The sequence below is a fragment of the Bdellovibrionales bacterium genome, assembly GCA_016714165.1.
Classification (GTDB): domain Bacteria; phylum Bdellovibrionota; class Bdellovibrionia; order Bdellovibrionales; family UBA1609; genus JADJVA01.
Genome location: JADJNU010000002.1, coordinates 894,693 through 908,764 on the forward strand (window position 1 = coordinate 894,693; position 14,072 = coordinate 908,764).

Here is a 14,072-nt window from a genome sequence, read left to right on the forward strand (position 1 = left end):
TGTCTCACTTAGCCAAAAACCGAATAGACATCTTTTCCGTGCGACATGCCGTTGGGTTCACATCTCTAGGGCTCTAACAGCTTTCGCCTTCCCGTGAGTCGCGGTCTTGTTCTTCGACGACGGCAAGCCAAGCCCAAAGCCAGACTTTAGCATATGGGAGCTTCTCGAAGCATTCGAACGTATTATCCCAGCCCCAGTGTCGTGGGAAAGAAATAAAAGGGCCGCCAGGTCTTTTTAAAAACTGAAGAAAAAAAGAGTATGAGAGATGCCAATTTTCGGCCCACGTGTAGAATTTATGGCTATTGAAAAAGCCTGTCTAATGCGGTACGTTATCGGTGCTTCGTTAGCCAAAATTATTTTTTTGGAGTGTTTGTTGTGCCGAATCACTTTTCTGCCGGCTTGAAATTTGAATCTTTAGGTGTGTATTTCCTATTGGTGCTCATCGCGAGCGCTAAGACCCAAGCAGCCACTTTTTCTTCTCGGTTTAATGAATCCAAACAGAACATCTTGGTAAATCAAATAGCGAATGCGATCAAAAGCGATATTGGGAGGAGCGGAATCTCTTTTGATGAACGTATTTTGAAAATTCAAGATCACCTTAAAAGTGAGGTACAACCTTGGAGCGACGCCTTGGGGATTGAACAACCAGTTTTAGGAACATCCCAAATTTTTTGGGCCAGCTTTGAATATTTCAGTCACCACGGATTTATTTTTTCTGGAGAATTTAGTGTCAATTCGGTTCCTAAGGAAAACTGGATGGCGGCCTACAATTACTACTCCACAAAAACAGAAATCGATTACCTAAATAAGAAGATAGGCTCTTATCTTCTTTCAACAGATCCAAAACTAGTCGAAAAGCTACGTGAGATTTTACCTTTAGTTGAAAATATGCAGTGGCCTATATACCGCGACAAAGACGGCTTTGAACTTCGTGGAACAGGCTTCTGCGAGACTCTTAGCAAAAATCTGAAAAGATGCAATGTCGTATCGACAGGCTTTGGCGATGAAGCTCATCCGCAGCACGCACAGCTTCTTTATGAAGTTCAAAAGGCCGCTCTCGTATCAAGTCCTCTCTTTTTATGGCTCCTGGAGCAACCCTTGCTTTCAGTAACTTATTCTGCCCTGTTTGCAAAGGCTTTGGAAATCTACAAAAGCCCTTGGGTAGCTCTAGGCGCAATCACCTTTATGACAATGTCCGATGCACATGCAGGCAGCAGACAACGTGGCGGTGTCGTTGCTTCCCGCCTCGAGCCCATTATTGATGATCTCGATCTTCCCGGGCATAACTATCATTTCTGGGGATACTTATTGAAAGGCATTTTAGGTAATTACTATCGCTTCTTTGTGCTGTCATTTGTCCATGAAAAAATCATACAAAATGATGTTGCAGACTGGACCGTAGACCAAATTGGCCTTTCAATTGGCTCTCAGATCCGTTCCTCTTTTTGAGTTTGAGTGCCTCAGAGAAATGTGGAGGCAGACACAGAGATTTCGCCTGATCCGAACCCATCAAAGTGGGCAGACTTTACAGACTCGTTGATTTATTTGCGTGGTCCGTTTGCCAGATGGGACCCAGTTCTGACCCAAGGTGACCCAAGAAGGCCCAAATGGCGCTCAAGCAGGTACCTGTCTAAGGCTTGTACATTCCTGCTGGATGGCACCAATTTCAATCTAGGGCTTAAAACGACCAGAGGCCGGGCCTTTTGGGATATTTTGACGCCATCATAACGAATGGCATATTTTTAGCATTGAAATCGTCTCGTAGCTGCTCTATCAAAAGGAATTAAGGCAATAAGGTAGAGCGAGGTGAGGCTGTTATGAAATTCATGTCGAAATCCCTTTTTTTAGCTGGCTTTCTCGCCGTTGCGTCTCTGCCACTCTCATCGCCCATCGCTTCGGTAGCTCAGTCAAACACGAGCCTGCTGCCCCCTGGAGATTACATTTACAATCCAAAGACGGGGTCTTATGTGCCATTTGGCGGAGATCCAAACAGGAAACGCACAGGCTTTGTGGAAGACGGTTATTCCGGGCGCTCTGCTGGGCAGGCGGACTCCAGTTTCGGTAACTTTGGCCAGGATTGCGAAAATGCCCCTGGTCTTTCTAAAAACGCCCGCCAAATCGGACAAGTGGGTCAGTTCATCAAAACAGCGATCATCGGCGAAGACGATCGCTGCCCGCTAAGATACGGGCCTGATGCGCCAAAAGCGGACCGGGCGATGAATGGGGCGGGCCGGTTGCAAATTTATAAAGAGAGGATATGCAGTTCGAATGAGGGGGATTCTTGCTCGTCATTCTCGGCGTCAGGTCACCTGGTTGGTAGCAGATCGGATATTGTCGTCACGAATGTCAATAATTTCAAAAAAGTAGATAGTCGGGATCTTATGGACCCTCGATCTGTTGCGTTATTCCGGATTAGAGTATGGAATCCTAGAACCCAGACTCATGTCGCTGCTACTTATCGTGTCAAAGCTTACAGGTTTGGAACAATGGATCCGGATAAGCATCCTGACCTCGATTACGCCTTCCTTCTCTTGGAATCAGAGGTAGGGCAGGTGGTGGATGGGTTGCGAGTGCCTGAACAGTATAGAACTAAACCCTTGCCTTTCAAGAAATTTAGAAGAAACGGGCTCCCAAACATACCTATTATCGCTGGGTATAATAGGGAAGCTAAAGATTTTTCTAAAAACTGTGCTCCTTTCAGTCTTGTTCAAATGCCCTCTGATAGCTCTTATCTAGCAAATAAGGATGCGAACTCGGAAAATTTATATTGGCATAATGCCGATACGATAGGCGGATTTTCGGGGGGCGCAGTTGCCGTACATGATAATGAGGGTAAGCTCTATTTTGAGGCTCTTCACAAAGGTTGGTTTAGAGAGGATGATGAGTTCGAACAAGGACAATTACCCAATGGAAATGAGTCTTCCGATGCTATCAGGGCGGCGGGAGGTGGCATTAACGTGGCCATCAAAGCTGCCTCCTTTTACGATAATTTTGAAAGATTTGAGAAAGAAACTGAAGGAATTCGGTAAGAACCCACAAAAGTTATCCGTTCTCTAACGGGTTCTTTCCCAGTAACGCCGGAAGTTAGGACCAAAGTGAGGCGTTAAAAATCATTAAAATCATAAAATTTTGGAGCGACTGCGCGGAGAAGGTCGGTTGTTCGCATCGTGGCTAGGAGGCCGCTTGTAACCATCGAAAACCTTCGTTTTCGATGGTCCAAGAGGAGATAGAAAACTCGCACCCAAGCTGTGTCGATGGTTTAATTTAGTTGTAAAAATAAAAACTTCAACCACGGAGCAACAGCATGGATGCGCGATCTTCAGAATACATTCCCCAAGTTTTTCGATCTTTTCAAGGATTTAATATCAGGGACATAAAAGAGTGGACCAAAGCACAACGGTTGGAGATTCATTTAGAGAAGATTAAGGACAAAGAGCATTTTTGTCGCAAATGTGGGTGCCAATTGGGGCGACAAGATGGTCGCTATCGGGTTACGGCACAGCATATGAGAATTATGAGTTGGTCGGTGACGGTAAGTTTTTGGCGCGAGAAACGGGACTGCGCAAGTTGTAAAAAAGTCCGTTCTGAGGCTATTGATTTTATCTCAGATACGACGCCACACGTGACAAAGGATTTAGCATTCTGGATCAATCGGTTAAGCGAAATCACTTCAGTTTTGCAGGTTTCCATTTTAGATGGCCTTGATAAGAAAACTTGCTACAAGGTGGACAAGCATTTGCTAATGAGATTTTTGCAGGGATACAAAATGCCAAACGTGACACAGATCTCAGTCGATGAGGTCTATGCGAGGAGCCGCAAGCAGCCGGAAGGAGGGCGAAACAAGGGATGATTTGTTTTTGACAATTATAGTAGACATAAAGACCCACAAAGTGATTTGGGTTTCTCAAAGTCGAAGACGAGAGGCCCTGGATCAGTTTTTTATTTTACTTGGCAAGGAGCAGTGCTAGAAAATTGAGGTGGTGGCAACGGATCAGCACGAGGGATACGGGGCAAGTGTGAGGGAGCACTGTCCGAACGCAACACTCGTGTGGGATCGATTCCACTTGGTTCAGAAGTTTAATGAGGCTCTCAATGAGGATCGAAAAATCGGGCTACAGAACGTGGACACGGAGGGCAAGATGGGCGATTTGATGAATGGGAAGTATCGTTATATCTTTCTCACAAAGTCGAAGAACCGCAATTCGAAGGATCAGTTGCATATCAATGAAGTCATGAAACTCAATGAAAAGATGGCAAAGATGGAGCTAGTTAAAGAGAGGTTCCATCAGTTTTTCGACTGCCATTCAAAAGAAGAAACCGAGATTTTAATAGCGGAAATATACCAGTGGACACAAGATTGTGGAGCCTGGAATGTTATTGAGTGGATCAAAGATATCCGGGAAAAGCAGACATTTTGGAACTACTTCAAATACAAAGTCACGACGGGCTTATCTGAGGGGATCAACCGCGCCATTAAGGGGGTTAAATGGCAAGCCTATGGGTACAAGGATATGGCCTATTTTGCCCTCAAAATCATGCAGAAGTGTGGCTACCTCAATAGCCGTTTTATCTGGGCCTCCGTTTAAAAAGGGAAAGAAGGTCTCTAACGGCTACAACCTAGTTAGGTTTTATTTGTAAATGTCCAAGAAGTGGGTCTTTATTTGAGGAGACTTCAAAGTCCAGTAAAGTCCTAAAGTGAAACGCAAATAAAGCCGATCATACTCTGATTTTGGAATAACTTTCCTTTGGTTCTCTGTCATTTTCAAGAAGGGATGATTCCCTATGCCAAGGATATGTTGCGGATTTAGATGGCTTCTCTGTGGGATGATGGTTACTTGCGGGATAAGCTTCAGCGCTTCTGGCCTTTCCTGCCCCATGGGCTATAAAATGGAATCTCAAGCATTTGCCAATGATGAATGCATCAGGACCGATGGCAGGAGTCGTTTTGTGCTCAGTAGCGCAGCTCTTGCTTTTTATCGACAAATCGTTTTTCCCTGTGAGTCAAATGATAAAACTTACCCCGAATGCGGAAAGTACTGGCATAGCTTTGAACTAATGCAGCGTGCTCAGTCTTTGCCGAAAACATCAACTGAAGTAGATGAGAGAACGTCCACCGATGACACCTGTGGGTTTGGTGAAAACTGCGGAGGAAAAGAAACTATCCCACCACCCACTAAGCCAACCAATGTAGGTGGCGGCAGCGGCGGTGGTAGTCCCCCCGCCAAAACCTCAACAGGAAAAACTGATTCCTCAGGTAAGGGGGGCTCAGGAGAGAATGGCGAAGACGACAGCTCTGCAGCCTCCGCAGAAAAAAGTAAAAAGAAAAAGCAGGTGGGAGAAGAGTCCTACACAGGAGAGAGCACTTTTTGCTGGACTGAGGATTTAGGACAAGTGGCGGGGCAGCCCATGTGCGATGCCAACGGAAGTCCCTCTTGCTATACCAAGTCTGCGCAGAAGGACAGTGGTCTTCCCAAATGCGGAGCTGATGGAAAGCCCGTGGCCTCTGCAAACGAAGGCAATGGAAGGGATCAAGCTGCAGGCGGAGCTGGAGATCTCCCTCAAGGATTTCCTCAGCCTCCAGAAGTAGAGAGCGACCGCGCTCTTTGCGAACAAGCGCATAAGAAAGCCTTCACCTGTTGCAACGATCCCGTGAAGTGTGTGTCTGGCCTTGATGGACCGAGTGCGAGCTCGATGACAGCTATGGGTACACTCTTAGTTGGAGCGACTGGAATGATTGCCATGGGTGGAGCTTCGGGAGGAGATTCGGCAGGAATTGCCAAGAGCTGTGAGTTTATGAAGATCGTGGCACTGGGTGGTGCGGGTGCCAACACAGCTCTCGGTGGCAAGTGCTTCTCTGACAAGGGCACTTGTGAAGACAGATGCACCGAAGTTGTGAACAAGTATCGAAGAGTGCTGACAGAATGCTCAAACCTCGACACAGTTTGGAGTGCCAACGGGGGCAAAGGTCCACGCTGCCCCTCCACTTGGGTGAGCGACTATCGTGCGGCTCAAGCCAATGCCGAAGGCAGAGGCACTCGATGCACAGGATACAACGCAAATGTCGCGGCCATGGGCAGCCAAGCCGCTCAATCGGCTGCAGCAAGCAGCTTTGCCGATCTCTGCCAAAAAGCTGCCATGACTCAAGCCACGGGATTTCCTGAGGTCGATCAGCAACCTGTTTTTAACGGAGATTGCAATGATCCCGTCAACGCCTCAAATCCCATTTGTGTGAATTGCAGAGGTCCCAATGCTCAATCCGATCCTCTTTGTTCAGGATTAGGCGGAGGCAGTGCCTCGACTGGAAGCGGCTCAGGAAGTGGAAGCTCATTTCAGAACACGGCATTTGGAACCAGAGCCGCAGATGGCAGTGACCTCAGTGTGCCTGACACCAACGCACAGGCGCAAGCCCCTATCTTTGGTGAAGGCTTGGGAGAAGAAGCAAAGGCCCATGCCATTCCCAATAACGGAGGAGGCTTTGCGGGTGGCAGTGGTGGCGGCGGTGGTTCGATGCCTTACTCTGGAGGAGGGGGCGGTTATGGAGGCCCCGGCTATGAAACTGATATTTTAAAGGGCGTGGGAGGAGGAGGAGGATATTCCGCAAGTCCTCTTCCAGCTGAATCTCGTGAGGGATATTCCAGCATCAGTGGTGTTCTTGAAAACGGAAAGCGCAGTGACAATCCATTTGAAAAATTCAATCTTCAACAATATCTGCCCGGAGGAAAAAAATCAGGTGATCCCTCGCGAAATCCGGCGTCAGCAAATCAGTTGAAACGAAACCCTGAGATTGGCGGCGCTCACGAAAATATCTTTGAAAAAATCAGCCGTCGCTACCGGATCATGTGCCTTCAAGGGCGCTTGATTGGCTGTGAAAAGAGACAGTGAACTTATTCCGAGCGAATAAAGAAAAGGGGCCTTGGTTTGGATACGGAGCCAGACTGTAGTCCGCCCTATCGACACCAACTCCAGTTACATAAATATGATCTTTTTTTCAAACCTTTGAAAGTTTTAAAACAATTCTCACCTTTGTGAGCGATCAAAAAACGGGCAGGTGACTTACTTCCAGATACATCGTACAGCGTCTTGAAATAGCGTCTCTGAGAGGAAGTAAACTATGTTGATCTCATGTCTGAAAAGGTTTAAGTGGACTTTTTTCCTGATTTTTATGCTGTCTTTTTGGGACCCCTCGCAGGCCATAGCGATAGATCTAAGTAAACGTTGCATAGCAGAGTTGAACACCCCCACCAAGACTCTCCCTCTCGGGCCCTATCAGCTTGAAAAAAGACCAGTTCGAAGCTGGTTTGGGGCTCTTTTAACTGGAAGCATTTCAGATCGCAAAGCTGGAATTGAGTTCAATGCCGAACTTGATAGGCTGAGAAAGGAATTTGACTTAAGTAAAGATCGCCTTGAGAAGTTAATTGCAGAAATCCAGGGCCAAATATCGACGGACATCAAAAACCAACATCTCAAGGGGCTTGCCGAGCAAGTTCTGCAAGAAATATTAATAAAAAAAGATAAAGTCACTCTGACAGAAGAGTTTGAAATCTTGTCTCAAAAACTTCTAAAAGAGACTCAAAATATAGCTGATCAATTCGTAAAATTAAATTCTGCTATCAAAGCATCCAAAACCAATTTAGTAAAAGTATTCAAGAAAAGTCCTCGTAGATATCAAACCAGAATCACCGCAAACAATCTTGACCAAGTCCTGATAGAATTAGATCAGGCAAAATCGCTTGAGAACGCGCAAGAAATATATGCGTCGGCTTTGATAACGCTAAACAATGAAATCTCAGCCTTCCGGGAGGCTGAGCAAGTCCGTCAGAAAAAGGAGAAACGGTTCCCAGTTGAGCTGCCAAACAACAGCACTGAAATAGTTCATGAGTATGGGAAGCTGATTGAATCTTTCAATTTAGGTCTCCCTAACGATCCAATTGTTCTCAAGGAAGATCAAGTGGCACAAAGAATGGAACTCGATTTAAGACTTAAAGTATTCATATATCGAGAGCTTCAGGTTGCCAGACGTCTTCTCAATGAGACTAATGCCCAGGCGAATAATTCAATTTTTCAAGCAATGCGGGAGAGAGTCAGAAACAATCAGGAAATACTCATCGAGTACTTAAATTTAACGCAAACAGATCTCCCACAAAATCGATCTTCTTATTTAGGCCTTGTGGACGGTCTACGTTTGTCAATTCGGTATATTGACAAACAAAGAATTTTTTCAAAAATTGGATTGAAGGCTTCGTTAAATCGGGTGACCGGTTTTTATAGGGAGCTTCTCCTCAGAGAAGCACTCAAAGATCAACAGCTCGCACTAGTAATCATTGGCTCAACAGTTTCATTGCCTCCCATAGCACCTAAGCCAAGCGTGAAACCCACTAAACCAGATAAACCACAAAAAGTGACAGTTTCTCGTAGCGCATCGAGGTCTTCGAAGATAAGTGCCAGAAATAGGAACAAGGAAAATAAGAAAAGGTACATCAATGGAAAAAACGCTTTTGCTCAGAATATTGAAAAATACAGAATTGCGATGGAAGCTTACAAAAAAAGCTTAAGTGCGGCTAAAGAAGCAGAATACAGAAGGAGCGTTGCCAGACAGTCTCTGTATAGTTTTATCGTCGCTCACTATCCAGATCTTGTACGAGCAGATTCTGGAGCAACCGCTGATGCTGGCCGTATGAGGGATTTAATCCAAGAAAATCAGAGAAGCATCCTTGAACGTCGTCTCAGCAGGATGCCGGAGTCTCATCGCACCAGCCTTAATAATCACGTGAAAGGTATTCAGCAGAGACTGGGGTCTCAATATCATTCATCTGAAAATGATGGGCTATTAAATTGGATTCTCTTGTTTTACACAGGAAATCCCCTCTGGGTTATCAATTCTGATTTTGCAAAACTCACACTTTTTATGGACGTATTTGCTGGGACTCATTTTAATTTTGACGAACAGGATGGTGCGTCTGGGTTGAGCGCTTTGATCCATTCCTCAGCGAACACAGGAATCCCCGTGGCAGCGGCCAGCTTTGGAGAAACCGACTCGACAGGAGGGGAACAACAAGTTCTCATTACCGACCAGGCTAAACGAGATATCGACCAAATCGCGAACGAACACCCTGAATATACAGAAATACTTGATAGCACAAGACAACAAACGACTCAGGACGTTGATTTAAACCTGGGTGGAAGGACTTACGCAAGTGCTTTGCAAGACGGCCTTATTCAACAGCCACAACAATCATCGGATGAACTCGATCGCACGGAAATGACCGTTGACCATCAGATGGGCCTAGAAGGAAAATTGGCCAATGGTCACCTGGAAGCAGGAGGCCCTCCAACAAATGCCAGTGACTGGAATTCATTTGTCGGCAAATCTGATTCTCCTTGGGCTGGGGATGGGGGGACGGGAGCGGAGACGGAAAATGATCCAAATAGGGATGAAGAGATCATAAACGAAGAGATAAGTTCGGGCAGTTGACAATGCGTTATCTTTTTGTATTTCCGGCGCTTATTTGTATTTTTTCTGGGAGTGCATTTGCCAAGTATGAGGTCGCCATTGTTAATACTCACCTATCTGGCGAGCTAAACTCTTTGGTCGGAATTGCAAAAAAAATGGAGACCAACTACCACATCGTTGAAGCCGATCAGCTCGATCTTGTGGATAGTTCGCTAGACCTTATTTTGCATGCGCTCGGTAATGAGAATGAAATTGACGAACTTCGCACTTTCAAGGCTCGGCATCCGTTCGTGAAACTCGTGAATTTTGGCGACCCGCTAGGTAATTACGATTTGTTTGATAAGATAATCATGCCTTCTCACCTTCCTCCCTTACAATCAGGAATTCAGGTTGAATATATAGAAGGAATTCCAACTCCGTTGACGCATGAGGATCTAGCGAGCGAAATGGGTCGTTGGCATGACAAGCTTCCACAAACACAGAATCCACGAGTTGCAGTTTTGATTGGCGGAAACGCAAAGGCCAGCAATTTCACCGTCAGACACGGTCACATGCTGGCGGTTGAACTAAATGCGCTCAGGGTAAAATATCATTCTGCCTATCTCATTACGAACAGCCGGAGGACACCGGAAAATACCCAAGCCGCTTTTTTTCAATACCTAGAACCTAGCCGTGAGGACTTCTTTTTTGATGTTCGTTCAGGAAGCTCTGACAATCCTTACAGGGCCATGCTTGGCTTCGCCGACTATGTCATTGTCACTGGCGATTCAATGTCGATGATTGCGGATTCTCTCAGCCTCGGTAAGCCAACCTATGTTTTTGCCCCAACAGGAAGTTTGGAGGAAAGGCACAAAGCGTTTATATTGCAACAGGCACTCAGGAATAGACTTAAACCCCTGTCCAGTGAAATCGAACCTTTCCATTATGAGCCTCTTTCAACCTCAAGCATAATCGCTACAAGACTGATTCAAATGCTATCAAGTTGGGAAAAAAGACAGACTCAATGTCAGCGACACCTATCAACATCAAAAGAAAGAATGTAAACTTGAAACAAAAGAAGTCTGCGAACAGCTCAAAAATATCATTGCGTATGATCAGAGCTATTTTAGAGGACCTCGATGCCAATTATAATGCTGTTAAGGGTGGTGGTATCTCGAGACTCAACATTAAAGGATCAATCAATGAATAAGTTCCCATCGTGTTACGTGACAACAGATATCGTTGCACTTCGACAAGCCAAAAATGGATCTCAAGAAGTTCTGCTCATCCAAAGAAAGAACGCCCCATTCAAGGATACTTGGGCATTGCCAGGCGGTTTTCTTGATCAAAGCGATCAAAATGTTCTCGCGGGCGCCCTGCGAGAGCTAAAGGAGGAAACCACAATTAGTGCCAATCCAACTGATCTGAAACTCATTGGCATTTTTTCTGAAAAGGGTCGCGATCCCCGCGAGAATAATCCAGAAGATCTCTGTCGAGTGGTTTCAGTGGCATTCATGCTTGCGCTGCCAGAGAACCATGCTGTGCCCCAAGCAAAGGATGATGCCAAAGACTTAGGTTTTTTCCCGATAGGCAGCCTCCCAAAACTTGCCTTTGATCACGGGGAGATTATTTCAACCGCTTTAAAAGGCTATAAGAATTTGGCTTGAACCAACCCCTCGCTGTGGGGAATCATTAGAAATTAGGCCTGCACCAACCCGAAACAGCCTTTTTTAAAATCATCATTGATGAAATGATTGGTATATTCGACAGCCTTTTCCTTGGCTTTTGATTGGAGATACCAATCTCGAGAGGGACCTTTTCGGCCGATGTGCCGGTCCAACACTGCATCTTTTTGAATATCCAACCAAAATAATATAGCAGGAGCCCCTCGGCCAAAAGACAGGCTGCTCGACTAATGATGCTCGTATTGCTGACATCTTAAAACTCTTGAAGCCATCCTTCAACCTGTAAAAGCTGGGACCGCGACAATTTGATCTTCAAATCTACCTTGAGCCTTTTTTCGAATTGAGCACGCTCTGCCTTGGCACAGTCATCGTCAGTGAGACTGGCCGAAATAGACGCCACTATTCGTTTTAGGCGCGGAATATATTCGGAATCCTCCTCAGTATACGCCATGACCACATCATGCTCACGATTTAGAATTTTGATTCCAACACGTTCAGCAAATTCAATTTTGTTCATTTGTGAGCTCCATCGTGTCATACGGAGTGGACAAGTGTTTTCTCCAAGCGGGAACAGGATATTTATCCGCCCAATATTCACGAGCAGTTCTAATTAAAACTTCGCCGTCATCTTCAATTTCAAAAATCGATAGGGCAAATAGTTCGACTTCTTTTCCCTCTGGTGTTTTAGATTTGATGAAGACTTCGGAGGTGACCGTGTCGATGTGATCCCATTGGTCATGTTCGCTCCAAACGTTCATAATTTGGATTTCATGTGTGCCGGGATAAGTGCGGTTCACTTCGATAAAGTTATCTCGATTAAACTTCTCGTTCGATTGAGGCCAGTAGGCTTCAATCTCAGGGGCCAAGAGAGCCTTAGCTTAGTCCCATTCTTGATTTTTAATGTGGTTCCAGAACCATGCTCGACTGGTCTTACAAACATAAAATCACTCTTGAGTTTACAAGAGTTCGAAAACCAAATCAGATCATTGAGTCTTTTAGCTCTCGAGTTCGAGATGAGTGCCTCAATGAACACACATTTTTCTCATTGGAGGATGCGAGGAAAAAAGATAGATGAGTGGCACTAGAGATATAATAATATCAATCCTCACTCGGCCCTAGGAATGAAATCTCCAATGGAGTTTGCAAAGGAACAAAGAAGTATGATAGCAAGCTAACGCCACTTGACTCAGAATTCTTGACTCACAGAATCTTGGGCCAACCGCCCATATCTCAGCAAATGACTACGTTCCGCGCTGCCACTTGGGACTCTAACAAAATTTTTAGGTTCCTTGTCACATTTGAGAGTTCCAATTAGTTCTTTGATTACCAAGGCCGGGTTTTTTCGGATTAGGAATTGAAAAACACCTTGTTTCATTTTTAGTTGTTTGGTAGGCAGGGTTTAAAGATGTGATGGGATATCACTCATACACAAAATTTCTTACAGTCTCACAAAAACTGAGAATCTGGAAAATCAATTTTGATCCTTTTGGACAATGATCAAATATGTAAGTATTCGAATGTAATCTCGATCAGTCCATCGGGAAGCTCTCATCCCCGAATTCTGAAATCTCATTCTAAATGGAAATTGAATAGGCATCATGGGCGCATTCGTTCTTTCCAGGGTAGGACTAATTCTGCCGAATGCTGGATCATCAAGAGTGGCCAAAATTTTCTCATCATTTATTTTCACGGCGTTAGAGAGAATTGAAAAATGTCCAGATTTCTGATTTTCAGTATTTGCTAGCTCAATATTGTTCAACTCTCCCCAGCCATTGTGGAACGCAATAACGATCACATCTGGATTATTCGATTCAAAGATATCCTGATCAGACAAATCGTAAGATTTACCACTGACCATTATTTTTCGCCCAAGTTGTTTAGCCACAAGCTCCAAGGTAAGTTCTAGGTGAGGTATCATCATTCCATTCTCCGGCACATCACTAATACCCCACAAAGGGAAGTCTCTCGTGATCATATCGATCAGACGTTGCGGTAAACTAGCTCTAATATAAAAACCTAGTCGAGCCAATGATTCCAAAATACATAACGGGCCACAAAGCTTTGATTCTCCTTGCTGAGAAAATAACCCCGCCTCCCTAAATCGAGCATCATTCTGACTGTGTATTAGGCTCTCAACACAGCGAGCGCTTGCCCATGTTGTCTGCCAGCTCACCAAAATATAAATCAACGAAGTCATCCAAAACCATCGCCTAATATTCAATAACTTCATCGTTTTAATTACCTCAAATAGGAAACTGATTTGGTTGACATCTACAAGGCCCTTTTTTTAAATTGACTGACTATTTTCAATCTTGAGTGAAGAAGGATTGGAATCATCCTCTGCGAATTTTGCTCGAAACGCCATAAATTCGTCGTAGAGTAGATCTGCATTGATGGTAAAATTAAATCGAAAGGTTATCCTTATCTCCGTGAAAGCCTCCCATATGAGCCTTCTTCCCTGTTTTTTTGGACCCTAGTTTTCTAAATTGAAACGGCTGTATCAGATTATTAGAATTCATAACTTTTTCTCCTAAATTGCCTCCATTCAGATCGCTTTTACCTATAGTCCTTCCAACTGGCTCTTTGAGTTTCACAAATGCAAAGTCTCTCAGGTCCACATCCTGTGGATTATTGGTTCCGAAATAAATGTCTTCAATTTCATAAGATCGATATTCATATGCAATTTTTGGATTCATCCGAAATTCTTTGGGACTCCAGACCTTTATTGAAAACCTAAATCCTCTCCAATCAGCCATTTTATTTGTCTTTTTACCAAAAAACACATGGGCAGCAGTGATTACCATATTTGGATCGACTGCCAAAAATCCCGTTCCTGAACACTTTCCTTTTTCATCTTCGCCAACACATTCTCCGTACCTATCAAAAAACTCTCCCGTATTATAGAATGTCTTGTCTAGAGGTGAAGCTTTGGAGGAATAGTCAATATCCTTGCGTGA

General features: G+C 44.7%; 13 protein-coding genes. 9 read left to right on the forward strand and 4 right to left on the reverse strand.

Annotated elements, in window-relative coordinates; all coding sequences use genetic code 11:
* The first annotated feature begins 375 nt into the window (after window positions 1–375).
* The 8 genes from IPJ71_15605 (at window position 376) to IPJ71_15640 (ending at window position 11,097) form a co-directional block, all read left to right on the forward strand.
* Complete coding sequence (locus tag IPJ71_15605; GenBank protein MBK7845083.1) at window positions 376–1,449, forward strand: hypothetical protein; 1,074 nt, start codon at window positions 376–378, stop codon at window positions 1,447–1,449.
* Window positions 1,450–1,817: 368 nt separating this feature from the next.
* Window positions 1,818–3,029, forward strand: coding sequence for a hypothetical protein (locus IPJ71_15610; GenBank protein MBK7845084.1), 1,212 nt, complete (start codon window positions 1,818–1,820; stop codon window positions 3,027–3,029).
* A 275-nt stretch (window positions 3,030–3,304) separates the two neighbouring features.
* Window positions 3,305–3,850 carry a hypothetical protein gene (locus IPJ71_15615; protein ID MBK7845085.1) on the forward strand — a complete coding sequence of 182 codons (546 nt, stop codon included), beginning with the start codon at window positions 3,305–3,307 and terminating at the stop codon, window positions 3,848–3,850.
* Window positions 3,851–3,980: 130 nt separating this feature from the next.
* Entirely contained in the window at window positions 3,981–4,586 is a 606-nt protein-coding gene (locus IPJ71_15620) for a transposase (protein ID MBK7845086.1), read from the forward strand.
* A gap of 301 nt (window positions 4,587–4,887) precedes the next feature.
* Complete coding sequence (locus tag IPJ71_15625; protein ID MBK7845087.1) at window positions 4,888–6,882, forward strand: hypothetical protein; 1,995 nt, start codon at window positions 4,888–4,890, stop codon at window positions 6,880–6,882.
* A gap of 280 nt (window positions 6,883–7,162) precedes the next feature.
* On the forward strand, window positions 7,163–9,472 hold the full coding sequence (locus IPJ71_15630) for a hypothetical protein (protein ID MBK7845088.1): 2,310 nt from the start codon (window positions 7,163–7,165) through the stop codon (window positions 9,470–9,472).
* A 2-nt stretch (window positions 9,473–9,474) separates the two neighbouring features.
* Window positions 9,475–10,494, forward strand: coding sequence for a mitochondrial fission ELM1 family protein (locus IPJ71_15635; GenBank protein MBK7845089.1), 1,020 nt, complete (start codon window positions 9,475–9,477; stop codon window positions 10,492–10,494).
* Window positions 10,495–10,632: 138 nt separating this feature from the next.
* Window positions 10,633–11,097: an NUDIX hydrolase gene (locus IPJ71_15640; protein ID MBK7845090.1), complete on the forward strand. Its 465-nt coding sequence runs from the start codon at window positions 10,633–10,635 to the stop codon at window positions 11,095–11,097.
* A 271-nt stretch (window positions 11,098–11,368) separates the two neighbouring features.
* Here IPJ71_15640 and IPJ71_15645 read toward each other — a convergent pair whose 3' ends face one another.
* Window positions 11,369–11,632 carry a hypothetical protein gene (locus tag IPJ71_15645; protein MBK7845091.1) on the reverse strand — a complete coding sequence of 88 codons (264 nt, stop codon included), beginning with the start codon at window positions 11,630–11,632 and terminating at the stop codon, window positions 11,369–11,371.
* On the reverse strand, window positions 11,619–11,981 hold the full coding sequence (locus IPJ71_15650) for a hypothetical protein (protein ID MBK7845092.1): 363 nt from the start codon (window positions 11,979–11,981) through the stop codon (window positions 11,619–11,621). Before IPJ71_15650 ends, IPJ71_15645 begins: the two co-directional genes overlap by 14 nt.
* A 50-nt stretch (window positions 11,982–12,031) precedes the next feature.
* On the opposite strand from IPJ71_15650, the gene IPJ71_15655 reads away from it, so the two are divergent.
* A complete protein-coding gene (locus tag IPJ71_15655) occupies window positions 12,032–12,190 on the forward strand; it encodes a transposase (protein ID MBK7845093.1) in 159 nt (52 codons plus the stop codon).
* Between the two features lie 396 nt (window positions 12,191–12,586).
* On the opposite strand, the gene IPJ71_15660 is transcribed toward IPJ71_15655, so the two are convergent.
* Window positions 12,587–13,345 (reverse strand): hypothetical protein, encoded by a 759-nt coding sequence (locus tag IPJ71_15660; GenBank protein ID MBK7845094.1) that lies wholly within the window; start codon window positions 13,343–13,345, stop codon window positions 12,587–12,589.
* A 172-nt stretch (window positions 13,346–13,517) separates the two neighbouring features.
* The gene (locus IPJ71_15665; protein MBK7845095.1) at window positions 13,518–13,871 is read right to left on the reverse strand and encodes a hypothetical protein; all 354 of its coding nucleotides are present in this window, start codon (window positions 13,869–13,871) and stop codon (window positions 13,518–13,520) included.
* Window positions 13,872–14,072 lie beyond the last annotated feature (201 nt).

What these genes read in the sequence shown, in the direction of transcription:
- IPJ71_15610 (MBK7845084.1), top strand. Translation starts at nt 1,818, where the DNA reads ATGAAATTCATGTCGAAATCCCTTTTTTTAGCTGGCTTTCTCGCCGTT.
- IPJ71_15615 (MBK7845085.1), top strand. Translation starts at nt 3,305, where the DNA reads ATGGATGCGCGATCTTCAGAATACATTCCCCAAGTTTTTCGATCTTTT.
- IPJ71_15625 (MBK7845087.1), top strand. Translation starts at nt 4,888, where the DNA reads ATGGAATCTCAAGCATTTGCCAATGATGAATGCATCAGGACCGATGGC.
- IPJ71_15630 (MBK7845088.1), top strand. Translation starts at nt 7,163, where the DNA reads ATGCTGTCTTTTTGGGACCCCTCGCAGGCCATAGCGATAGATCTAAGT.
- IPJ71_15635 (MBK7845089.1), top strand. Translation starts at nt 9,475, where the DNA reads ATGCGTTATCTTTTTGTATTTCCGGCGCTTATTTGTATTTTTTCTGGG.
- IPJ71_15640 (MBK7845090.1), top strand. Translation starts at nt 10,633, where the DNA reads ATGAATAAGTTCCCATCGTGTTACGTGACAACAGATATCGTTGCACTT.
- IPJ71_15645 (MBK7845091.1), bottom strand. Translation starts at nt 11,632, where the DNA reads ATGAACAAAATTGAATTTGCTGAACGTGTTGGAATCAAAATTCTAAAT.
- IPJ71_15655 (MBK7845093.1), top strand. Translation starts at nt 12,032, where the DNA reads ATGCTCGACTGGTCTTACAAACATAAAATCACTCTTGAGTTTACAAGA.
- IPJ71_15660 (MBK7845094.1), bottom strand. Translation starts at nt 13,345, where the DNA reads ATGAAGTTATTGAATATTAGGCGATGGTTTTGGATGACTTCGTTGATT.
- IPJ71_15665 (MBK7845095.1), bottom strand. Translation starts at nt 13,871, where the DNA reads ATGGCTGATTGGAGAGGATTTAGGTTTTCAATAAAGGTCTGGAGTCCC.